General features: G+C 71.6%; 19 protein-coding genes. 5 read left to right on the top strand and 14 right to left on the bottom strand.

Annotated features, from left to right (window positions below):
- Positions 1 to 11: 11 nt before the first annotated feature.
- The 9 genes from FM119_RS01525 to FM119_RS01485 form a co-directional block, all read right to left on the bottom strand.
- Positions 12 to 1,067 (bottom strand): aldo/keto reductase, encoded by a 1,056-nt coding sequence (locus FM119_RS01525; RefSeq protein WP_245827175.1) that lies wholly within the window; start codon positions 1,065 to 1,067, stop codon positions 12 to 14.
- Positions 1,068 to 1,099: 32 nt separating this feature from the next.
- Positions 1,100 to 2,275, bottom strand: coding sequence for an acyl-CoA dehydrogenase family protein (locus FM119_RS01520; protein WP_087135933.1), 1,176 nt, complete (start codon positions 2,273 to 2,275; stop codon positions 1,100 to 1,102).
- The gene (locus FM119_RS01515) at positions 2,272 to 3,660 is read right to left on the bottom strand and encodes an O-acetylhomoserine aminocarboxypropyltransferase/cysteine synthase family protein (RefSeq protein WP_087135932.1); all 1,389 of its coding nucleotides are present in this window, start codon (positions 3,658 to 3,660) and stop codon (positions 2,272 to 2,274) included. Before FM119_RS01515 ends, FM119_RS01520 begins: the two co-directional genes overlap by 4 nt.
- 37 nt (positions 3,661 to 3,697) lie before the next feature.
- Positions 3,698 to 4,579: an LLM class oxidoreductase gene (locus tag FM119_RS01510; RefSeq protein WP_087135931.1), complete on the bottom strand. Its 882-nt coding sequence runs from the start codon at positions 4,577 to 4,579 to the stop codon at positions 3,698 to 3,700.
- A gap of 14 nt (positions 4,580 to 4,593) precedes the next feature.
- A complete protein-coding gene (locus FM119_RS01505; protein WP_087135930.1) occupies positions 4,594 to 5,850 on the bottom strand; it encodes an LLM class flavin-dependent oxidoreductase in 1,257 nt (418 codons plus the stop codon).
- A 28-nt stretch (positions 5,851 to 5,878) separates the two neighbouring features.
- The gene (locus FM119_RS01500) at positions 5,879 to 7,597 is read right to left on the bottom strand and encodes an ABC transporter substrate-binding protein (protein WP_087135929.1); all 1,719 of its coding nucleotides are present in this window, start codon (positions 7,595 to 7,597) and stop codon (positions 5,879 to 5,881) included.
- 401 nt (positions 7,598 to 7,998) lie between these two features.
- Positions 7,999 to 11,322 (bottom strand): efflux RND transporter permease subunit, encoded by a 3,324-nt coding sequence (locus tag FM119_RS01495; RefSeq protein WP_087135928.1) that lies wholly within the window; start codon positions 11,320 to 11,322, stop codon positions 7,999 to 8,001.
- A gap of 105 nt (positions 11,323 to 11,427) precedes the next feature.
- Positions 11,428 to 11,814 carry a fluoride efflux transporter CrcB gene (crcB, locus tag FM119_RS01490; RefSeq protein ID WP_087135927.1) on the bottom strand — a complete coding sequence of 129 codons (387 nt, stop codon included), beginning with the start codon at positions 11,812 to 11,814 and terminating at the stop codon, positions 11,428 to 11,430.
- Positions 11,811 to 12,251, bottom strand: a complete 441-nt coding sequence (locus FM119_RS01485; protein ID WP_087135926.1) for a fluoride efflux transporter FluC — start codon at positions 12,249 to 12,251, stop codon at positions 11,811 to 11,813. Before FM119_RS01485 ends, crcB begins: the two co-directional genes overlap by 4 nt.
- A gap of 196 nt (positions 12,252 to 12,447) precedes the next feature.
- Between FM119_RS01485 and FM119_RS01480 the strand changes: the two genes are divergently transcribed.
- Positions 12,448 to 12,645, top strand: coding sequence for a DUF3073 domain-containing protein (locus FM119_RS01480; RefSeq protein ID WP_087135925.1), 198 nt, complete (start codon positions 12,448 to 12,450; stop codon positions 12,643 to 12,645).
- A gap of 115 nt (positions 12,646 to 12,760) precedes the next feature.
- On the opposite strand, the gene purF is transcribed toward FM119_RS01480, so the two are convergent.
- From purF to FM119_RS01460, 4 genes are all read right to left on the bottom strand, one after another.
- Complete coding sequence (gene purF, locus FM119_RS01475) at positions 12,761 to 14,218, bottom strand: amidophosphoribosyltransferase (RefSeq protein WP_087135924.1); 1,458 nt, start codon at positions 14,216 to 14,218, stop codon at positions 12,761 to 12,763.
- A 37-nt stretch (positions 14,219 to 14,255) separates the two neighbouring features.
- Positions 14,256 to 15,374, bottom strand: coding sequence for a phosphoribosylformylglycinamidine cyclo-ligase (purM, locus tag FM119_RS01470; RefSeq protein ID WP_087135923.1), 1,119 nt, complete (start codon positions 15,372 to 15,374; stop codon positions 14,256 to 14,258).
- 13 nt (positions 15,375 to 15,387) lie between these two features.
- Positions 15,388 to 15,828 carry a hypothetical protein gene (locus FM119_RS01465; protein ID WP_087135922.1) on the bottom strand — a complete coding sequence of 147 codons (441 nt, stop codon included), beginning with the start codon at positions 15,826 to 15,828 and terminating at the stop codon, positions 15,388 to 15,390.
- A gap of 128 nt (positions 15,829 to 15,956) precedes the next feature.
- Positions 15,957 to 16,316 (bottom strand): sterol carrier family protein, encoded by a 360-nt coding sequence (locus FM119_RS01460; RefSeq protein WP_087135921.1) that lies wholly within the window; start codon positions 16,314 to 16,316, stop codon positions 15,957 to 15,959.
- Positions 16,317 to 16,333: 17 nt separating this feature from the next.
- Here FM119_RS01460 and purD point away from each other — a divergent pair, with 17 nt between their 5' ends.
- Complete coding sequence (purD, locus tag FM119_RS01455; RefSeq protein WP_087135920.1) at positions 16,334 to 17,629, top strand: phosphoribosylamine--glycine ligase; 1,296 nt, start codon at positions 16,334 to 16,336, stop codon at positions 17,627 to 17,629.
- A gap of 147 nt (positions 17,630 to 17,776) precedes the next feature.
- Here purD and FM119_RS01445 read toward each other — a convergent pair whose 3' ends face one another.
- Positions 17,777 to 19,204: a DHA2 family efflux MFS transporter permease subunit gene (locus FM119_RS01445; RefSeq protein ID WP_245827179.1), complete on the bottom strand. Its 1,428-nt coding sequence runs from the start codon at positions 19,202 to 19,204 to the stop codon at positions 17,777 to 17,779.
- Positions 19,205 to 19,409: 205 nt separating this feature from the next.
- Here FM119_RS01445 and FM119_RS01440 point away from each other — a divergent pair, with 205 nt between their 5' ends.
- The 3 genes from FM119_RS01440 to FM119_RS01430 all read left to right on the top strand — a co-directional run bounded on the left by FM119_RS01440 (position 19,410) and on the right by FM119_RS01430 (position 21,037).
- Positions 19,410 to 20,312 carry a phosphoribosylaminoimidazolesuccinocarboxamide synthase gene (locus tag FM119_RS01440; RefSeq protein WP_087135918.1) on the top strand — a complete coding sequence of 301 codons (903 nt, stop codon included), beginning with the start codon at positions 19,410 to 19,412 and terminating at the stop codon, positions 20,310 to 20,312.
- Between the two features lie 117 nt (positions 20,313 to 20,429).
- Positions 20,430 to 20,846, top strand: a complete 417-nt coding sequence (locus tag FM119_RS01435; RefSeq protein WP_087135917.1) for a hypothetical protein — start codon at positions 20,430 to 20,432, stop codon at positions 20,844 to 20,846.
- A complete protein-coding gene (locus FM119_RS01430; protein ID WP_087135916.1) occupies positions 20,843 to 21,037 on the top strand; it encodes a helix-turn-helix transcriptional regulator in 195 nt (64 codons plus the stop codon). The genes FM119_RS01435 and FM119_RS01430 overlap by 4 nt, the downstream gene beginning before the upstream one ends.
- Positions 21,038 to 21,149 lie beyond the last annotated feature (112 nt).

Below are 21,149 nucleotides of genomic sequence, written 5' to 3'. Positions count from 1 at the left end.
TCTGCTGCCGGCTATCGGCCGATGGGGCGCGGACGGCGCAGGCCGGCGGGGGTCAGCTCCACGGGGATGCGCCCGTTGTCGCGCTCGAGGAAGGTGGTGCCGGGCGGAACGATCCGGTCCAGCTCGTCCAGCACGGTGTCGTCGAGCACGGTCGCCGCGGCCGCGAGGTAGGAGTCCAGGTGCTCGCGGGTGCGCGGGCCGATGATCACCGATGACACGGCCGGGTGGCTCAGCGCGAAGCCGAGGGCCAGGGCGGGCACGCTCAGGCCCTGCTGCTCCGCCAGCCGCGCGATGCGCTCGGCGGCGGCCAGCTTGGCCGCGTTGCTCGGGTCGTTCACGTCGAAGCGTCCGGCCCAGACGCGGGCCGCGCGCGCCGACTCGGGCTGCGCGGCGCCCTCACGGTACGAGCCGTTGAGCCAGCCTGCGGCGAGCGGCCCGAAGGTCAGCACGCCCAGGCCGTAGCGTCGCGCCACGGGGAGGATGGTCCGCTCCGCCAGGCGGATGAGCGCCGAATACGGCACCTGCTCGGTCAACGGGGGGATGAGCCCGTGTTGCCTGGCCACCAGCTGCGCCTCGACAACCTCGTCCACACCGAAGACACTCGTGCCGTAGTAGAGGATCTTGCCCTGGTGGATCAGGTCGTTCAGCGCCTCGATGGTCTCCAGCAGCGGGGTGTGCGGGTCGGGGCGGTGCGCCTGGTACAGGTCGATGCGGTCTGTGCCGAGCCGACGCAGGCTGTCCTCGACGGCGCGCTGGATCCAGCGCCGGGAGTTGCCGCCGTGCAGCGGGTTGTCCCCGATCTGGCCGTGGAACTTGGTGGCGAGGATCAGTTCGTCACGACGGCCGACGATCGCCTCCCCGACGATCTCCTCGCTGGCGCCCTGGTTGTACACGTCGGCGGTATCGATCACGGTGATCCCCGCGTCGAGGGCGGCGTGGATGATCTCGATCGAGTCCTCGCGGCTGGTGGGCCCGCCGACGTTCATGGCGCCGAGGGTGAGCCGGCTCACCGGCACACCGCTGCGGCCAAGCCGGTCATGCGGGATCGTGGTCGTTTCGTCGCTCACTGCTGGGTGTCTCCTTACCGTGCGGGTCATGCTCAGAACAGTCCGTTCGCCGGCGGGGCCTCGCCGCTGACCAGCCAGGCGCCGATCGCGGCGGCCTTCCAGCCGCGCGGGTTGTGATTGGCGACGGTGCGGGCGTTGCGCCAGTGCCGGTCCAGCCCGAGGTCCCGGCCGGTCAGGGTGCCGCCGCCCACGTCGAACAGCAGCTCGGCGGCACGCAGCGCCTGCTCCCCCGCGCCGATGTAGGCTTCGGCGACGGCGACGACGGCCTCGACGGCGCTGTGCTCGTCCCCGGAGACCCAGTGGCGGTCGAGCGCCTCGGCGGCGGCGATCAGCTGGGCCCTGGCGGTGAACGCCGCGGTGCCGATCCGACCGACCACCTGCCGCACGTAGGGGTCGTCCGCGGCGCGCACCGCCGTCGAGTGCTTGATCGGCCTGGCGACCTCGCGCACGACGCGCACGGCGTCGTCTCTGGCCGCCGCGGCGATCCCGCTGAGGGTGGCGGCCAGAATGAGGTGCGCCAGGGCCACGTGCGGGTGCTGTTTGGGCGCGTCGGGCTCGCTGAGCTCCGCGGGCTCCACGCGGACGCCATGCAGCAGGGTGCTGCCGCTCGCGGTGAGCCGCTGACCGATCGCGTCGAAGTCGTCGAGCCGTTCCACGCCGTCGCGATCCGTCGGGACGGTGAAGCCGACGATCCGGCCCTGCTCGTCGCGCGCGGTCCCGGAGAACCAATCGGCGTGCAGCCCTCCGGTGCTGTAGTACTTCGCACCGTCGATGCGCAGCCCGTCCGCATCGCGGCTCAGGGTGGTGCGCACCGATCCGGCCGCACCGCTGTTCTCGTTGGCGGTGCCGGAGAACAGCTCGCCGCGCAGCACCCGGTCGAGCAGCTGCTGCCGTGCGACACCGGCGACCGTCCCGGTGACCAGCGACTCGGCGACGAGGAAGCCCGGCCGCAGCGCCTGGGCCACGTTGGAGTCGGCGGCGGCGATGTCGGCGATCAGCTCGGCCAGCTGGCGCACGCTCGCCCCGGCACCGCCGTCGGCGGCGGGGACCCGGTAGCGCAGAATGCCGGCGTCGGCGAGCGCACGGATCTCCGCGTAGGGGTGCACACGCTCGGCATCCCTGCGGGCCGATTCCTGGCGGAGCCGGTCAAGGATCGGCGTGACGGCGGCCCGGATCTCCCCCGTCGTGACGGGCGCGGGCGCGCTCACAGGCCCTCCGCCGGGGTGAAGCCGCCGCCCGGGCCCGTGCTGCGCAGCGGCGGCGGGTTCTCGCCCCTGAGCACGCGGAATGCGCGATCGAGGTCGGCGATGAGGTCGTCGACGTCCTCGATGCCAACGGAGAGCCGGAGCAGGCCGGGGTGGATGCCGGCCCTGTCGCGCTCGGCGGCGGAGAGCTTGGAGTGCGTGGTCGTCGGCGGGTGCAGGATCAGCGAGCGCACGTCGCCGATGTGGGTCATCCGGGTGAAGACCTCGACGCTGTCGTAGAACACTCTCGCTGCGTCCTGGCCTCCGCTCAGGGTGAAGGCGAACACGGATCCGGCGCCCGTCGGGTAGTACTTCTGCGCGAGGGCGTGGTACGGATTCGAGGGCAACCCGGCGTAGTCGACGTTCGACACCTCCGGCTGCTGCTCCAGCCAGCTCGCCACCGCCAGGGCGTTGCGGGTGTGCCGGTCGAGGCGGAGCGAGAGCGTCTCGATGCCCTGCTGCAGCAGGAAGGCATTGAACGGCGACAGGCTGGTGCCGAAGCGGCCGGCGATGGCGGCGCGGGCGAAGGCGAAGTTCGCTTTCGCGCCGAACTTGTCGATCCAGGTGGCCCCGTCGCCGTCTGCGTCGTCGACGATCGGCTGGTGCAGGTGAGGGAACTTGTCCGGGTGGGCGGCCCAGTCGAAGCGGCCCGCGTCGATGACGACGCCGCCGATGGAACTGCCGTGCCCGGCCAGGAACTTGCTCGTGGAGTGGAAGACGATGTCCGCGCCGTAGTCGATGGGCCGCAGCAGGTACGGCGTGGCCACGGTCGCGTCAATGGCGAAAGGCAGACCGTGTTCGTGCGCGGCGGTGGCGATCGCCTCGACGTCGATGAGGTCGTTCTTGGGGTTCGGGATCGCCTCGCCGAAGAACAGCCGCGTGTTCTCGCGGACCCGGCGGTGCCAGTCATCGGGGTCGTTGGGGTGCTCGACGAACTCCACCTCGATGCCGAAACGGGCGAAGTTGCCGCGGAACAGCGCCCGGGTGCCCTCATAGATGCTGGGGGCGCTGAGCATGTGGTCTCCCGCCTTCAGCACGCTGAGCAGTGCGACGGTCGCGGCGGCCTGGCCGCTGCCGGTCAGGGTGGCGCCGACGCCGTGCTCGAGCTCGGCCAGTGCCTTCTCGACGGCCGCGTTGCTCGGGTTGTTGATGCGGGAGTAGACGTAGCCGAGATCGGTGCCGGCGAAGCGGGCCCTGGCCTGCTCGAAGTCGTCGAAGACGAAGCCGGCGCTGAGGTAGATCGGCGTGATCCGTGCGCCGTGGCCGGCCTCGCCGAGGTACCCGGCATGGACCTGCTCGGTGCTAAAGCCGAAGTGGTGTTCGTGGGGCGCGTCGGGGGTCTGGTTCATTCGTGACGGTGCTTCCTGTGCGATGCAGTGGTGAGGCTCACGCGGCGGACGGGCCGGGGCTGCGGCGCTGCCACGGCGAGGGGCGGAGCGGTTCGGACTCGGCCGAGGCCAGCGCGGTGATGGCGCTCAGTGCGGCCTCGAGATGCCGGGCGGCGGCGCTCGCGGGCGCGTCGATGCGCAGCAGCACTCCGGCGTGCTGGGCGAGGGCGTCGGCGAGCGAGCGCCGCGTGGACTCCGCATCGGCGTCGGCGGCCCAGGTGATCGGCCGGTACGCGGGCGGTCCGAGGACGGCGTGGGCGGCGCTGACGACCGCGTCGACGGCACCGACCTCGCCAAGCGAGCCGGCGTCGGCCAGCAGAACCGGACGCTGCGCGGGCGCGATGGGGACGTTCAGCGCCCCGGCGACGCCGTAGCGCCGCCCCTCGTGCTGGGCAGGGGCGAGCTGCGCGACGTCGACGAAGCGTGCCGCCTCGCGGTCGCCGAGCAGCGCGGACTCCGGGAAGCTGTTCCACAGCCGCCGCAGCAACAGGGCGTACTCGTCGATCAGGCCCTCGGCGTCCGCGGCGGCCGCGGGACGGCCTGCCGCGGTGACCGGGTCAACGCCGCTGTCGCGCAGGTACACCGCGGCGCGCCCTGCGGTGATCCGTGCCAGCGTCTGCACCCTGCGGGCCAGGTTGAACGGGGCGTGCCTGCCGGTGTGCGCCTCGATGATCACGGGCACGTCGAGACCGGCGGAGCTGAGCAGCCCGCCGAGCACGCTCGGGTCGAGGGCCGGCGGCTCCTCGTGCGGGATCAGCACCGCCTCGACGCGGTGTCGCGCGGAGATCGCCAGCGCCTCGCGGGCAACGGCGACCGTGTCGGGGGCGCTGCCGGGCACGGCGGCCGGCAGCCGGACGATGACGGGAAGACGATCGGTCATGGTGTGGCCTTTCTTCACCAGCTGGGGGTGAGCACGGGGGCGACGGCCCGCAACGGCGGCTGGAGGGGGAGGCCGAGGTGGTCGCGCAGCGTGCGGCCGGAGTACTCGGTCCGGAACAGGCCGCGGCGCTGCAGCTCGGGGACGACCTGCTCGGCAAAGTGGTCGAAACCGCTCGGCAAGGCATCGGGCATGACGTTGAAGCCGTCTGCCGCGCCGGAACGGAACCAGGACTCGATGTGGTCGGCGATCTGCTCCGGCGTGCCGACGACGATGCGGTGCCCGGCCCCGCCGCCGAGTGTGCGCAGCAGCTGACGGTAGCTGGGGCGGTCGCGTTCGATGATGCCAAGCACCATCCGGTAGAAGGTCTGCGATCCGGCCGCCCGTTCGGGCGCCGGCAGTGTGTCGAGCGGGACAGGCGCGTCCAGCTCGACCTCGCTGAGGTCGAAACCGAGCTGCCCGCTGAGCCGGCGCAGCGCGTACGGTTCGGGCACCAGTTCGTCGAGCAGCCTGCGGCGCTCGGCGGCCTCAGCCTCGGTGCTGCCGACCACCGTCGAGAGGCCGGGCAGGATCGCGACGTGCTCGGGGCGGCGACCGAAGGCGATCGCGTGCTCGTCGACGGCGCGGCGGAACGCGTGCGCCTCCTCCACGGTCTGCGCCGCGGTGAAGATCACCTCGGCGTGCTCGCCCGCAAGCGTGGTGCCGTCTGCGGAGGCACCGGCCTGCACCAGCACCGGACGACCCTGCGGCGAGGCGGGCACGAGGGGCGTCCCCTCCTGCCCGGCCCAGGTGGCGATCACACGGGCGGTCACCTCGCTGGCGCGCTCGTACCGCGCAGTGTGCTCCGGCTCCGCGTCCCTGCCGAAGTTCGCTGCCGCCGCGGCACCGGCCGTGGTGACCACGTTCCACCCGAGACGCCCATCGGAGACCGCGTCGACCGCGGCCAGCCGGGTGGCCAGCTCGTCGGCATCGTTGTAGCTGGAGGAGAAGGTGCCGATCAGCCCGATCCGCTCCGTCTCCGCCGCGATCCGGGCCAGGAGGACGCTCGGCTCGAAGCTGTTGCCTGGCCGGTGGGCGATCTCGGCCTCCAGCCCGGGCCCGTCGGCGAGGAAGACGGCGTCGAGGCGGGCCTTCTCGGCCGTCTTCGCCACGCCGACGTAGTGCTCCAGGGTGTAGGCGGACAGTGGGTCGTTCTCCGGCACCCGCCAGGAGCCGCCGAAGATGCCCGCGTTGAGGATGTTGACGTTGAGGTGCAGCTCGCGCCGCCGGCTCATTGCACGACCCCGCTCCGGTGCGCGGCGGTCACTGGGCGCTCTTCCAGGTGTCGACGAAGTGGTTGCGGGCCTGGGCGTCGAAGATGATGCCGTGCACGTACGGCTGGTGGGCGATCACCTGGGACGGGTTGTAGATGGGGTTGCTCAGGGCGTAGTCCTCCAGGATCAGGTCCTGCGCGTCCTTCGCGTAGCCGGCCCGCTCCTCCGGGTCGAGGGTGAGCTCCAGGCGGCCGAGGCGCTCGATGATGTCCTCGCGGCCCTCGAAGTCGTCCGCGATGTACGAGCCGTTCCCGATGAGCGGGCTGAACTGCAGGTTGAGCACGGCGGGGTCGTTGCGCGAGCGGTTGGCGGCGACGACGTTCCAGTCGGTCGGGGCGGACGCTACGGCCGCCGCGTAGTCGGCCAGCGGGAGCACGTTGAGCTCCAGATCGACCCCGATCGCGGCCAGGTCCTGTTGGACGGACTCGTATGCCGGCTTGTTGGCCACGAGGTTGCTGATTCCCAGCAGCTTCACCTGCAGCCGCTCGCCGTCCTTCTCCCTGATGCCGTCCGAGCCGAGCGTCCAGCCGGCCTCGTCGAGCAGGCGCTCCGCCTCGTCCGGATCGTAACGGAGCACGGAGTCGCTGTAGTCGGCATAGCCGGACACGGTGTCGGCCAGGATGGAGCCAGCGACGGAGTAGTTGTCCGTGAGCACCGTCTTCTCGACTGCCCCTCGGTCCCAGCCGAGCTGGATCGCCTTCCGCACGGCGAGGTCGTTCGTCGGAGCGAGCGAGGTGTTGAAGTTGAAGAAGATCGCCGTCCCCGACACCTGGCGGGAGATCACGGTGAGCCCCGCGGCCTCCAGCGGCGCCTCGTCGGTCGTTCCGACGTCGAGGGTCGCATCGATCTCACCGGACTGCAGGGAGCCGGTGCGCACGCTTGCTTCGGGGATCACGTTGAAGACGATCCTGTCCAGGTACGCCTCGCCGTCGTGCTCGAGCGCGGGCGGTGCCCAGTCGTACCCCTCGCGCTTGTCCAGGACGGTGCGCACCTGCTCCGTCCACTCCTCGTAGACGAACGGTCCCGTTCCGATGATCGCCGTCGGGTCGGTGCGCTCCTCCGCGCTGAGCGCGAGCGTCGCCAGGGAGAGGAACCCCGGACCGGCGTTGGCGGTGAACGAGGAGGCCTGCAGGAAGCTGGCGCTGGGCTGGGAGAACGTCACCGTCGCGGTGTACTCGTCGTCGACCGTCGTCCCCTCGTAGTTGGGGAACAGCACGGCGCCGTTGGGGTTGATCCCGAGCGCCTCGTCGCCGTGGACGTACTGGTCAAAGTTGGCCTTCACCGCCTCCGCGTTGAACGGGCTGCCGTCCGAGAAGGTCACGTCGTCGCGCAGGTGGAAGGTGTACTCGGTCAGCTCGTCGTTGACGTCCCACGACGTCGCCAGCCACGGGGTGATCTCCCCCGTGTCGGGGTCCTGCCAGGTCAGCTTGTCGGTGATGTTGTCCGCGACGATCGACTCGGCGTAGTTGGTGCCCCAGTGCGGGTCGGGACTGCGCTGATAGTCGATGAGGGCGAACTCGAGCGTGCCCCCGGCGACCGGAGTGCCGTCGTCGCCGCCCTCGGCGGCGGGTGCCCCGTCGCCGCTGAGCGTGGGCACGACGATCGCTGCCGCGGCCACTGCGACGGCGAGCACGCCGCCGCCGACGAACCACGGCCACTTCTTCCTGACCGGCTTTCCGTTCTCGATAGATGTGGGCAAATCAGACATCGTGGCTTCCTCTGTGCAGGTCCCTGAAGCGGGGGCGGGTGTCGTCGAAAGGGCCCCGAGTGCACGGGTCCGTGCGCACGGGTGCACGGTCGACGAGGCGCCCTCGTCGTCCGTGTTCGTTCCGCACGAGCTGTCTCTCGTGGGGGTTGTCCGTGAGCTTAGGGACGAGATTCAGGCCGCTGTGGGTGCGTGACGATCAACGTCCCTCAGCGACGCGATCTTTCGTAACCAGCCGGAACACTCGGCGGAGAACGCGACCGGGTCCGGGGTGTGCGGGCGCGCACGACGCCACGAGCCACCTCCCCGGTTTCCGCCGGGGAGGTGGCTCGTTCAGACGCGAACGCGGATGGGGCCTCGACCGTCGTGCCCCATCCGCGCCCGTCGGCTCGACGCCTGCCGGGTTAGCCCTCGGCCCGGCCGCCGGCCTCGGGACCCGCGTCCGCCTCTGCCGTCGCATCGGAGGGGGCGGGCGCCGCGCCGGCGGCGTCCGCGCGCTTGGCCGCCTTCTTCTGCGCCCTGGCCGCGGCCCGGCGCTCGCGCGGGCCCTCGACCAGGTTGTACAGCGTCGGCAGGACCACGAGCGTGAGCACGGTCGACGAGATGAGACCGCCGATGACCACGATCGCCAGGGGCTGCGAGATGAAGCCGCCGTGCCCGGTGATGCCGAGCGCCATCGGCGTGAGGGCGAAGATGGTCGCGAGCGCCGTCATGAGGATCGGCCGCAGGCGGCGCAGCGACCCCGCCTCGACGGCCTGGGCGACGGCCTCGCCCTTGCGGCGGTGCTGGTTGACCAGGTCGACCAGCACGATGGCGTTCGTCACCACGATCCCGATGAGCATGAGCACACCGATGAGCGAGGCGATGCCGAGCGGGATACCCGTGACCACCTGCAGCACGATCGCCCCGGTCGCCGCGAACGGCACGGACACGAGCAGCAGGAGCGGCTGGAGCAGCGAGCGGAACGCCGCGACCATGACGACGTACACGATGAGGATCGCCGCCAGCAGGGCGAGACCCAGCTGGCCGAAGGCCTCGGTCTGGTCGGCGGACACGCCCCCGACGCTCGCGCTCGCGCCGTCCGGCAGCGTGGTGTCGTCGAGGACCTGCGTGACGGTCGCCGTCGCCGAGGTGAGGTCGTCGCCGGCGGGGGTGATCGAGATCGTCGCCGTCCGCACACCCTTCTCCGTGCTGATCGACGCCGGGCCCGTGGCCTCCTCGACGGTCGCCAGATCGCTGAGCGGAACGGTGCCCGTCGCCGTCGGGACCTCGATGTCGGCGATCTCATCGAGCGTCGCCGGGACGTCGGCGCCGGTGATGTAGACGTTCAGCCGTTCCTCGTCGATGTCGACCGTGCCGACGCTGCTGGACTGCATGCGCTGCGAGACGAGCCCGCCGAGGGCCGCCTCGCTGTAGCCGGCCTCGGCGGCGGCCTCCCTGTCGACGGTCACGGCGACGTAGGGCAGCGTCGAGCTGAGGTCGCTGGAGACCTGGGCGAGGGTGTCCTCCGAGCCGTAGGCGTCGACGAGCGCGTCGGTCGCCGTCGTCAGCGTCGACTCGGTGGGGGCGGTCACCGCGACCGTGATCACGTTGCCGCCGAAGCCCCCGGTGTCTCCCGCGCTGATCTCGATGTCGCCGACGCCGTCGAGCCCGTCGAGGGTGCTGCGCACGCTGTCCTGCACGGCGACCTGGTCGGCGTCCGCGTCGGTGGTGATCGAGTAGCTGATCGCGCCCGAGCCCCCTCCCCCGGCGAAGGCGGCCATCATCGACGATCCGCCGCCGCTGCCGAAGGACACCTGGACGGTCTCGATCCCGTCGACGCCGGCGAGGGCGTCCTCCACCGTCGAGACGGCGTCGTCCTGGGCGTCCAGGCTCGCGCCCTCCTCGAGGGTCTGCGAGACGGTGAGGGTGTTCTGGCCGGAGTCGCCGAGGAAGTTGGTCTTCATCAGCGGCGCGAGCATCACCGTGCCCACGAGCACCGCGACGGCGGCGAGGACGGTCACGGCCGAGTGCCGCAGCGTCCAGTGGATGACGGGCTGGTACAGCCGGTGCAGCAGATCGGGCCTGCCCGCGGCGTGCTCGCGCGTCGTCTCGGCCCGTCGCGGCGCGCGGTCCGTCTTCGCGCGCAGGAACCAGTAGGCCAGCACCGGGACGATCGTCAGCGACACCAGCAGCGAGGCCAGGAGCGCGATGCTCACGGTGAGGGCGAACGGCCGGAACAGCTCGCCGGTCATGTCGCCGACGAAGGCGAGCGGCAGGAACACCGCCACGGTCGTGATCGTCGAGGCGGTGATGGCGCCGGACACCTCGCGTACGCCGAGGACGACTGCGCGGGCACGGCCCTGCGGCGTGGCCGCGTCGGGCGAGCCCAGGTGCTCCTTGATGTTCTCGATGACGACGATCGAGTCGTCGACGACGCGTCCGATGGCGATCGTCAGGGCGCCGAGGGTGAGGATGTTGAGCGTGTAGTCGGCGGCCTGCAGCCCGATCAGCGTGATCAGCACCGAGGTGGGGATGGAGATCGCCGTGACGATGGTGGCCCTGACGTCGAGCAGGAACACGAGGATCACGAGCACGGCGAAGACGAGCCCGAGCAGCCCCTCGACCGCGAGCGTCTCGATGGACTGCTGGATGTAGGGCGCCTGGTCGAAGACCACCGACACGGTGCTGTCGTCGCCGAGCGTGGTCCTGATCTCGTCGAGGAGCCCGCTGACGGCGGTCGAGACGTCGACCGTGTTCGCGTCGGGCAGCTTGGTGATGGCGATGCTCAGCGCCGGTTCGCCGTTGACGCGGGAGATGCTCGTGACGGGGTTGTCCCCGCGCGTGACGTCCGCCACGTCGCCGATCGTCGCCGGGGCCTCCGGCTCGGCCGCCGGCTGCTCCGCCGCACCGGGGACGGCACCGTCGGTCACGCCGTCCACGGCCCCGGTCGCGCCCTCGGACGTCGCGCCATCGGCCCCCGCAGCGGAGGACGCGGCCGACTGTCCCGCGGACGGGAGCACCGGGAGCGCGGAGATGTCGTCGACGGAACCCAGCTGGCTCCCGGCCTGAACGGTGAGCGTCTTGCCGTCCTCGGTGATCTCCCCCGCGGGGATGAGCGTGCCGTTGCTGTCGAGCGCCGTGCGGATGTCGGCGTCGCTGAGCCCGCGCTCCGCGAGCGCGTCCTCGTCCGGCGTGATCGTCACGCGCTGGCCGCGCTCACCGCTGAGGGAGGCCTCGCGGACGCCGTCGAGGTCCTCGATGCCGGGGATGACGGAGTCGGTGATCGTCTGCGCGTTGCGGTCCTGGTCCCCGCCGGAGACGGCCAGCTGGATCACCGGCAGGTCGTCGAGGGACCCGCTGATCACCTGCGGGTCGACGTCCTCGGGCAGGGTCGAGGAGATCCGGTTGATCGCCTGGGTGACCTTCTGTTCGGCGAAGGTGAGCTCGGTGCCGTAGTCGAAGCCGATGCTGACCACGCTCTGGCCGCTGCTCGAGGTCGCGCTGGTCGAGGACAGCCCGCTGATGCCCTGCACGGCGGTCTCGATCGGCGTGGAGACCTCATCGTTGACGATGTCGGGGCTCGCGCCGGGGTAGGAGCTGATCACCGCGAGCTGGGGGATGGTGACGCTCGGGATGAGCTCCTGCTTGAGACCGGTGATCGCGAGCCCGCCGAACACCGCGGCGACGATGGTGACGAGGGCGATCAGCGCCCTGTTCTTCATGCTGAGGACGGCGAGCTTGAACACGCGTCTCCTTCGGAGGTCTTTGCTGTGGGAGACGTCGCCACTCGCGGCATCCGCGCACGATTCTCGCACACGGCGATGCGTGAACCCTGACCCGGACGGCGCCGCTCAGCCCGCGATCGCCGCTCCGACGACGACGCCGAGCAGCACCGCAAGCACGGCACCGACCACCGTTCCCGCCGCGTTGAGCAGGGCCGCCCCGCCCCGACGCTCCCCGAGGAGCCTGACCGTGTCGACCATGGCCGTGCTGAACGTCGTGTAGCCGCCGATCACTCCCCCTCCGAGCGCGAGCACCCAGCCGGCGTCGGCGGCCGCCCCCACGGCGAGGGCCGCCCCGTCCAGCACACCGATCAGCAGCGAGCCGCTGAGGTTGACGACGAGGATGCCGAGGGGGAAGGACCCGCCGAGCGTCGCCATCGCCCGGTCGAGCGCCCACCGGGCGACCGCGCCGAGCCCTCCGCCGAGCCCGATGACGAGCGCGAGCAGCGGGGTCACGAGCGGTCCCCGTCTGAGCCTGCTGCCGGTCGGCCGTCGCCTGCGCCCCCGTCGCCCCGGCTCGGCCGGGCGCCGAGCGCGATCCCGGCAGCCGCGGCGGCGAGCCCGCCGAGGACGCTCACCGCGGCGTAGCCGATCATGGCCGGCCAGCGGCCCTCGGCCAGCAGATGGCCGAGGTCGAGCGCGAACGCGCTATAACTGGTGAAGCCGCCGATCAGCCCGGTGCCCAGCAGCAGACGCGTCCGTCGCCACGCGGCGGGCAGCGCGGACACGACCAGACCGAGGCAGGCGGAGCCGAGCACATTCACCACGAGCAGCGGCAGGCCGATCCCCTCCCAGCGGGGCAGGCCGAGCACGACGGCCTCGCGCAGCAGCGTTCCGGCCATGCCCCCGGCCATGACCGTGGCCGCGTCGATGGCGATCGTCCGTGTTCCCATGCGGCCTCCTCGACCCCTCGAGACCAGGCTAGATGCCCCCATCCGCATCCGTCGCACACCGCGCGGTCGGGCACGCGCGACACGGCGATGGCGGGGCGACCGTCTGCTAAACTGCCCAAGTCTTTTATGATCAGCCCTGACCGAGACGCCGGTCAGGTCCAGCTCGTACAGCCACCGAATCGTAAGGGGGTCTCGCATGGGGCGCGGCCGTCAGAAGGCGAAGCACACGAAGATCGCTCGTGAGCTCAAGGCCTACAGTCCAGACGTCAACTACGACGCTCTCGAGCGCGAGCTCGCGGGTTCGTCGCACGACGAGCACCTCGACGACGAACTCGCCAAATGGGCGGAGTACGCCGGCGACGACACCGGAACCGAGCAGGGCTCGCGCGGATAGCGCGGAGCACCGCGCGACACACCGGCGCTGACGAGTCAGGCGGCCGCCCCGAGGGGTCCGGCCGCCTGACTCGTTGTCGTGCGGCGGGCGTGACCACCGCACGCCCGCACCGCGGTCAGGACAGCTGAGTACGCTCTACCCACTCGAGGTACTCCGGCGTCACCGTGCCGGTCACGTACTCGCCGGTGAAGCAGCTCATCTCCAGCTCGGTCACGGAGGAGCCCTCGATGATGGCGTCCTTCATGTCGGCGACCTCCTGGTAGATCATGTGGTCCGCGCCGAGCTCCCTGCCGATCTCGGGGATCTTGCGGCCGGAGGCGATCAGCTCCGACCGGCTCGGCATGTTGATGCCGTAGACGTGCGGGTAGCGGACCGGCGGCGCGGCCGACGAGAAGGTCACCTTGTTCGCCCCCGCGGCGCGCGCCATCTCGACGATCTGCTTCGAGGTGGTGCCGCGCACGATCGAGTCGTCGACAATGAGGATGTTCTTGCCGCGGAACTCGCTCGACATCGCGTTGAGCTTCTGCCTGACGCTCTTCTTGCGCTCCGCCTGCCCCGGCATGATGAAGGTGCGGCCGACGTATCGGTTCTTGTAGAAGCCCTCGCGGTACTCGATGCCGAGCTTCTGGGCGACCTGCATCGCCGCCGGACGCGAGGAGTCGGGGATCGGCATCACCACGTCGATGTCGCCGAGCGGCGTGTGCCGCGCCACGGTGTCGGCCAGCCGGTTGCCGAGCCGCAGCCGCGCCTCGTAGACGGAGATGCCGTTCATGATCGAGTCCGGCCTGGCCAGGTAGACGTACTCGAAGGAGCACGGCACCAGGCGCGGGTCGACGGCGCACTGACGGGAGAACAGCTCGCCCCCCATCGTGATGAAGACGGCCTCGCCCGGGGCGACGTCGCGGACGACCTCGTAGCCGCCGGCCTCGAGCACGAGCGACTCGGAGGCGACGATCCACTCGTCCTTGCCGGTGTCCGCCGTGCGGCGGCCGAGGATGAGCGGCCGGATGCCGAAGGGGTCACGGAAGGCGAGCAGGCCGTGACCGGCGATCATGGCGATGGCCGCGTAGGAGCCCTCGACCCGGCGGTGCACCTGCGAGACGGCGGCGAACACCTGGTCGGGGTCGAGCTCGGGGCTGGGGATCTGGGCCTGCAGCTCGGTGGCGAGCACGTTGAGCAGCATCTCGGTGTCGCTGGTCGAGTTGACGTGCCGGCGGTCGATGTTGAACAGCGCGGCCGAGAGCTCGCGGGTGTTCGTGAGGTTGCCGTTGTGGACGAGGATGATGCCGTAGGGCGCGTTCACGTAGAACGGCTGCGCCTCCTGCTCGTTGGCCGCGTCGCCCCTGGTCACGTAGCGGACGTGGCCGAGGCCCATCGTGCCGAGCAGCGTGCGCATGTCGCGGGTGCGGAACGACTCCCGCACCTGCCCCTTCGCCTTCGAGATGTGGAAGGTACTGCCATCTGCCGTGGCGATGCCCGTGGAGTCCTGGCCGCGGTGCTGCAGGAGCAGCAGCGAGTCGTAGACCTGCTGATTGACCGGCTCTGTTGAGACGATTCCGACGATTCCGCACATGTGCTTCGCGGGCTCCGTTCGATGGGTGGGTGGGAGGTTAGCTGCGGTAGGAGCCGACGAGCCGCACGGCGCCGCCGTCGACGCCCTTGGCGCCCTGCTCGAATCCGGCGAGGTCGGCGGCCGCGGTGTTCACGGTCGCGACGGGCCACGTGTCGATACCGGCCGCGGTCAGCGACCCGGCGATCTGCTCGGCGCGGGCCGCGTCGACGACGGCGACGAAGCCGATGCCGAGGTTCCAGGTGCCCTCGGTCGACTCCAGGCTCGCCCCGCTCAGCCCGGCGAGGGCGCGGAACACCTGCGGGGGCGTCCAGCTGCCCCTGTCGACCTCGGCGTGGCTGCCGCGGGGGAGGACACGGGCGAGGTTCGCCGCGATGCCGCCGCCGGTGACGTGGCTGAGCGCGTGGACCCCGTCGCCGAGCTCCGCGTCGTCGAGCAGTTCGAGGAGCTCGCGGGTGTACAGCCTCGTCGGCTCGAGCAGCACCTCGCCGACGACGCCGCCGAGCTCAGCGCTGCGATCGGTGAAGCCGATGCCGCGCTCGGCGAGGATGTGCCTGACCAGCGAGAAGCCGTTCGAGTGCAGCCCGGACGACGCCAGCGCGAGGACGACGTCGCCGTCCTGCACCCGCTCGGCCCCGAGCACGCGGTCGGCCTCGACCACCCCGGTCGCCGCCCCGGCGACGTCGTAGTCGTCCGGGCCAAGCAGGCCGGGGTGCTCGGCCGTCTCCCCGCCCACGAGGGCGGTACCGGTCGCGGCGCAGGCCTGCGCGATGCCGCGGACGATGTCGGCGATGCGCTCCGGGACGACGCGGCCGCAGGCGATGTAGTCGGTCATGAACAGCGGCCGGGCTCCGACCACGACGATGTCGTCGACGACCATGCCCACCAGGTCCTGGCCGATGGTGTCGTGCTTGTCGATGGCCTGCGCGATGGCCACCTTCGTCCCGACGCCGTCGGTGGAGGTGACGAGCATCGGGCGACGGTAGCCGAGCAGCGCGGAGGCGTCGAACAGTCCGGCGAAGCCGCCGACCCCTCCGGCCACCTCGGGGCCGTGCGTGGCTGAGACGGCCGACTTCATCAGCTCGACGGCGCGGTCCCCCGCGGCGGTGTCGACGCCGGCGGCGCGGTAGCTGGCGGAGGAACTGGGCGAAGAACTCATGCGTGGAGGGTCCTCAGTTGTCGACGGAGCGGTCGGGTTCCGCCGCCCCCGGCGATCGTGCGGCCCGGTCGCCTGCCGGCTCCCCCTCGGGCGTCGGATCGGCTGCCGTGGTCGTGTCGTCTGCGTCGCCCGCCTCGGGCGCGCTCGCCGGCGCGGCATCGTTCACCTCGATCCTATCCGCAACCGCCGTGAGCGTCCGCCGGCCGACCAGGCGCTCGAGCAGAACGGCGACGGCCATCATGAGCGCGATGCCCGCGGTCAGGCAGATGAGCAGCAGGAAGCCGAACACCTGCAGCCGGGTGTAGTCCTGGTTCGGCTCGAACGCGAAGGTGAGCACGAGGGCGGCGACGATACCGAGGATCACTCCGACCAGGCCGAAGTTGACCAGTCGCGGAGCGCGACGGACGGTGACCTGCTCACGGTGGACGCCGGTGGGCTCGGCTGGAGTGCTCATGGCCCCCATTGTCCCCCATCGCCGCCCGGGGCCGGACCACGCTCCGAGCGGAGCCGGTCGACGCGACGAGACGGCCGGCCCGGCCGCCACGGCCGACGCGGGACGTCCGGTCGCGCCGCTGCGGTCGGTCAGAGGCCGGCCAGCGGAAGGACGGCGGCCAGGTCGGCGCGCTGGCCCGAGGCGGAGACCCGGGACTCGGCCACGGCCTGCCGCCAGCTCAACCGGCCGTCGACGAGCTGGAGCCAGGTCGCCGCGTCCGTCTCGACCACGTTGGGCGGGGTCCCGCGCGTGTGCCGTGGACCGGCGATGCACTGGGTGGCGCCGAACGGCGGGACACGGACCTCGACGGTGTTGCCCTCCGCCTGCTCGGCGAGGCGCTGGAGGGTGTAGCGGACGGCCGTCGCCAGCTGCGGCCGGGCGCCCTCCCCCGCCCGCACGGCGGCGAGCGCCGCACGGCCGTCGTCGTCGGGGATCTTCGCGCGAGCCATGCCTCTAGGCTAGTGGCGTGAAGATCCTCGTCCTCGGCTCCGGCGCCCGTGAGCACGCCATCGTCCTTGCCCTCGTGTCAGAGAACGCCGGTCACACCGTCGTCGCCGCCCCGGGGAACGCCGGGATCGCCCGCGACGTCGAGACCATCGCGCTCAACGCCAGCGACCCGGCCCTCGTGACCGAGTACGCGACGGGGAACGGCTTCGACCTCGTCGTCATCGGCCCCGAGGCCCCGCTGGTCGCCGGTGTCGCCGACGCGCTGCGCGCCGCCGGTGTGGCCGTGTTCGGGCCGGACAGGGCCGCCGCGGAGCTGGAGGGCTCCAAGACCTTCGCCAAGCGCGTCATGGACGCCGCCGCTGTTCCGACCGGTCGCGCCGTCCGCGCGGAGACCCTCGCCGACGCCCGGAGCGCGCTCGACGAGTACGGCGCCCCCTACGTCGTCAAGGCGGACGGGCTCGCGGCGGGCAAGGGTGTGCTCGTGACGGCGGACAGGGGCGCGGCACTCGACCACGCCGAGCACTGGCTCGGCCACGGTGCGGTTCTCGTCGAGGAGTTCTTGGACGGCCAGGAGGTCTCCCTGTTCCTCCTCAGCGACGGCACCACCGTGTCCCCGCTCTCCCCCGCGCAGGATTACAAGCGTCTGCTCGACGGCGACGCCGGCCCCAACACCGGGGGGATGGGCGCCTACTCCCCCCTCCCCTGGCTGGCCGACCGCTTCGGCAGCGAGGACGCGTTCGTCGACGAGGTCGTCGAGACCATCGCCCAGCCGGTGATCACCCAGCTCGCCGCGGAGGGCACGCCCTTCGTCGGGCTGCTCTACGCGGGCCTCATCCTCACCTCCACGCGCGAGCACGACGCGGACAACGGCATCAGGGTGATCGAGTTCAATGCCCGCTTCGGCGACCCGGAGACCCAGGTCGTCCTGCCGCGTCTGGTCACGCCGCTGTCCGAGCTGCTCTTCGCGGCCGCGACGGGGGCACTGGCCGGCAGGCCGCGGCCGGTGTTCTCCGAGCAGGCGGCGGTGACCGTCGTGCTGGCGAGCGAGAACTACCCTGACGCGCCGGTCACCGGCAGGGAGCTGCTCGGGTTGACGGCCGCGGAGGCGGTCGAGGGCGTCCACCTCGCCCACGCGGCGACGGCCGAGCAGGACGCCAGGCTGATCGCCACCGGCGGGCGGGTGCTCAACGTGGTGGCGGTCGGCGATGACTTCGCCGCTGCACGGACGCGCGCCTACGAGGCGCTGGACGCGATCACGCTGGAGGGCGGGCAGTACCGCACCGACATCGCGGCCCGCGTCGCCGGCGGCCGCTAGGCCGAGCGACCCCGCGCGGCCGGGCGACCCCGCGCGGCCGGGCGACCCCGCGCGGCCGGGCGACTCCGCGCGGCCGGGCGACTCCGCGACCGAGCGATCCCGGCGGCCCCGGTGACCCCGGTAGCGACCCTGGCGACCCCGCGGACGCTACTCGGCCGGCGTCGATGCCGCGGCCGGCCGGGCAACCGGCGTGGGGCGCTCCATGAACGAGACCACGATCGCACCGAGCAGCGCGACCGCACCCGGCAGCAGCATCGACTGGCCCATCGCCGCGGCGAAGCCGTCGTGCAGGAACGCGGGCAGCACCTGACCGCTCAGCTCCGTCGCCGCACCGCTCGCCCCCGCCCCCGCGGGCAGCTCCGCCGTGATGCGGGACTGCATGAGCGCCGCGATCGAGGCGGAGCCGAGCACCGCGCCGAACTGCCTGGTCGTGTTGTAGACCCCCGAGCCGGCACCGGCCTGCGCCGGCGGCAGGTTGCGGGTTGCGCTCTGGGACAGCGGGCCCCAGATGCACGAGTTGGCGATGCCGAGCAGCAGGCTGGGCAGCAGCAGGAGCACGATGTTCTGCCCCGGGTGGATGAGCACCCAGAACAGCACCATCGCGGTGGCGAACAGGGCCAGCCCCGTCGCGGCGAAGGTGCGCGGGTTCATCCGGTCGGTCAGCCGTCCGACGAGCGGTGCGAGCCCCCCGGAGGCCAGCGCCATCGGCATCGTCATCAGCGCCGACTGGGTCGGGCTCATGCCGAGCACCTGCTGGTAGAAGAAGATCAGCGGCAGGCTCATGCTCGTCACAGCGAAGCCCATCGTCGTGATGCCGAGGTTGGCGACGCTGAAGTTGCGGTCGCGGAACAGGCTGAGCGGGACGAGCGGCTCCTTGGGGTTGATCGCCTGCCACGCGACGAAGCCGACGAGCACGACGACCCCGGCGATGATGAGACCCCACACGCTGATCGGCCCGACGATGACACCCCAGTCGTAGCTCGCGCCCTCCTGGATGCCGAACACGATCAGGAACAGCCCGACCGCGCTCAGCACGACGCCGAGGATGTCGAAGCTGTGGCTCTGGATCTGCAGGGTGGGCACGAAGCGGGCGGCGAGGACGAAGCCGATGATCCCGACGGGGACGTTGACGAAGAAGATCCACTCCCAGCCGAAGGCGTCGACGAGCACGCCGCCGAGCAGCGGTCCGACCAGGGTCGCCACGCCGGCCGTCGCCCCCCACAGCCCCATGGCCGCACCGCGGCGGTCCGGCGGGAAGGTCCTGGTGATGACGGCCATCGTCTGCGGCGTCATCAGCGAGGCACCGAGCCCCTGGAGGACGCGGGCGACGATGAGCATCTCGATGCTTCCGGAGAAGCCGCACAGCGCCGAGGCCACGGTGAACACGACCAGGCCGATGAGGTACACGCGCTTGGGCCCGAACCGGTCGCCGAGGCGCCCGGTGACCAGCAGCGGCACCGCGTAGGCGAGCAGGTAGGCGCTCGTCACCCAGAGCACGCGGTCGACGCCGGCGTCGAGGCCCCGCATGATCGCGGGGTTGGCGACCGAGACGATCGTGGTGTCGATGAGGATCATGAAGAAGCCGATGACGAGCGACCAGAGCGCGGGCCATGGCTTGATGGTGGAGGTACTCACGGTGCCTTTCACGGAAACGATGGGGCCTGGAGGCGTCGCGGGTCCCTGACCGCGAGCAGTCGCGGCTGGATCATTGTTCCACGCACCTCCGACATCCGCGCGCGACAGCCCTGGCACGACGGCTCGGACGCCACGCGGTCGCCACATGCCCGATAATGGACGGGTGAGCACTGCCACCGACATCCCCGGCTGGACGCACGAGTACTCGGGCAAGGTCCGCGACCTCTATCGCAGCGACGACCCCGAACGCTCCGACGAGGTCCTCGTCGTCGCCAGCGACCGCGTCAGCGCCTTCGACCACGCGCTCGAGCCCGGCATCCCCGGCAAGGGCGCGCTGCTGACCGGGCTCAGCCGCTGGTGGTTCACCCGGCTCGACGTCCCCAACCACCTGCTCGACGGCGCCGACCCCGGTGCGGGCCTGCCCGAGGCGGTCGCCTCGAGGGCGATGCGCGTGACGCGGCTGGAGATGTTCCCCATCGAGTGCGTCGTGCGCGGCTACCTGACCGGTTCGGGGTGGGCCGAGTATGTGGAGACCGGAACGGTGTGCGGCGTCGCCCTCCCCGCGGGGCTGTCCAACGGCGACCGGCTTCCCGAGCCGATCTTCACCCCCGCCTCCAAGGCACCGCTCGGCCAGCACGACGAGAACATCGACTTCGATCGCATGGTCGAGCTCGTCGGGGCGGAGGACGCCGAGGCTCTGCGGGGCCTCTCGCTGGGGATCTACACGGCCGCGGCCGCCATCGCCGAGGGGAGGGGGCTGCTCATCGCGGACACGAAGTTCGAGTTCGGCCGGCACGGGTCGACGGGGGAGGTCACGCTCGGCGACGAGGTCCTGACGAGCGACTCCTCCCGGTACTGGGATGCCGCCGCGCACAGGGACGGGGCGACATCGGCCGCGCGCATGGCCAGCTTCGACAAGCAGATCGTGCGCGACTGGGTGTCGGCCCACTGGGACGGGACGGGCGAGCCCCCCGTGCTGCCCGCGGCGATCGTGGAGCGCACGGCGGAGCGGTACCGCGAGCTCATCGGCCGCCTCACCGGAGACTGAGGCCGGAGCGCCGGGCCGACGCCGGGGACGACGCCTCCGCGCGGCGGCCCGTCGCCCGGCACACCGATGTGTCATGTTTCCTTGACAACCCGACGGAGTGTCAAGCATTCTTTACACATGACAAACGACAGTGACACCCGCTCCGCCGGTCCGAGCGAGAGGCGCAGGACGCGCCGCTTCGCCGCCCAGTTCTCCGTCGCGATGGCCGCCTACATCGTCGCGGTGATCGCCTCCGTCGTGTGGGGCGGCCTCGACGGTGAGGACCCGTCCCGCTTCGCCTGGGCCGTCCTGCCGGTCCTCCCCATCGCCTGGCTCGCGGTCATCCTCATCCGCTTCGTCCTCGGCTCCGACGAGTTCGAGTTCGTGCAGGCGCTCAAGGGCCTCGCGGTGGGCTTCGTCGTCACCATGCTGCTCGCCGTCCTCGCCGGGTTCCTCGACATCGCCGGGCTGAGCATCCCCGGCCTGGGCTGGTGGCTGTACGCGGGCGGCATGCTCGCCTGGCTGGCCGCGACCGTGGCGATCCGCCTGCGATGAAGAACGCGCTGAAGGAGCTCCGGCAGGAGCACGCGCTCTCCCAGGGCGCGCTCGCCGAACGCCTGGGCGTGTCCCGCCAGACCGTGAACGCGCTGGAGACGGGACGCTACGACCCCTCGCTGCCGCTGGCGTTCCGCATCGCCCGGCTGTTCGACCGCCGCATCGAGGAGATTTTCGAGCCGGACGAGTGAGTCACACGGGGTGAGTCGCGCGGCTGAGTCACACGGGGTGAGTCGCGCGGCTGAGTCGCGCGGGTGAGCGGCGCGGGTGAGCGGCGCGGGTGAGCGGCGCGGGTGAGCGGCG

It is taken from the genome of Mycetocola reblochoni REB411 (genome assembly GCF_900163835.1).
In the GTDB taxonomy this organism is placed as follows: domain Bacteria; phylum Actinomycetota; class Actinomycetes; order Actinomycetales; family Microbacteriaceae; genus Mycetocola_B; species Mycetocola_B reblochoni.
Note: the sequence above shows the minus strand (reverse complement) of the source record. Positions and strands in the feature narration are given on the sequence as shown.

Coding starts and splice junctions, on each gene's coding strand:
- FM119_RS01515 (WP_087135932.1), bottom strand. CDS start 3,660: ATGAACCAGACCCCCGACGCGCCCCACGAACACCACTTCGGCTTTAGC.
- FM119_RS01510 (WP_087135931.1), bottom strand. CDS start 4,579: ATGACCGATCGTCTTCCCGTCATCGTCCGGCTGCCGGCCGCCGTGCCC.
- FM119_RS01505 (WP_087135930.1), bottom strand. CDS start 5,850: ATGAGCCGGCGGCGCGAGCTGCACCTCAACGTCAACATCCTCAACGCG.
- FM119_RS01500 (WP_087135929.1), bottom strand. CDS start 7,597: ATGTCTGATTTGCCCACATCTATCGAGAACGGAAAGCCGGTCAGGAAG.
- FM119_RS01485 (WP_087135926.1), bottom strand. CDS start 12,251: ATGGGAACACGGACGATCGCCATCGACGCGGCCACGGTCATGGCCGGG.
- FM119_RS01480 (WP_087135925.1), top strand. CDS start 12,448: ATGGGGCGCGGCCGTCAGAAGGCGAAGCACACGAAGATCGCTCGTGAG.
- purF (WP_087135924.1), bottom strand. CDS start 14,218: ATGTGCGGAATCGTCGGAATCGTCTCAACAGAGCCGGTCAATCAGCAG.
- purM (WP_087135923.1), bottom strand. CDS start 15,374: ATGAGTTCTTCGCCCAGTTCCTCCGCCAGCTACCGCGCCGCCGGCGTC.
- FM119_RS01465 (WP_087135922.1), bottom strand. CDS start 15,828: ATGAGCACTCCAGCCGAGCCCACCGGCGTCCACCGTGAGCAGGTCACC.
- FM119_RS01460 (WP_087135921.1), bottom strand. CDS start 16,316: ATGGCTCGCGCGAAGATCCCCGACGACGACGGCCGTGCGGCGCTCGCC.
- FM119_RS01445 (WP_245827179.1), bottom strand. CDS start 19,204: ATGATCCTCATCGACACCACGATCGTCTCGGTCGCCAACCCCGCGATC.
- FM119_RS01440 (WP_087135918.1), top strand. CDS start 19,410: ATGCCCGATAATGGACGGGTGAGCACTGCCACCGACATCCCCGGCTGG.
- FM119_RS01435 (WP_087135917.1), top strand. CDS start 20,430: ATGACAAACGACAGTGACACCCGCTCCGCCGGTCCGAGCGAGAGGCGC.
- FM119_RS01430 (WP_087135916.1), top strand. CDS start 20,843: ATGAAGAACGCGCTGAAGGAGCTCCGGCAGGAGCACGCGCTCTCCCAG.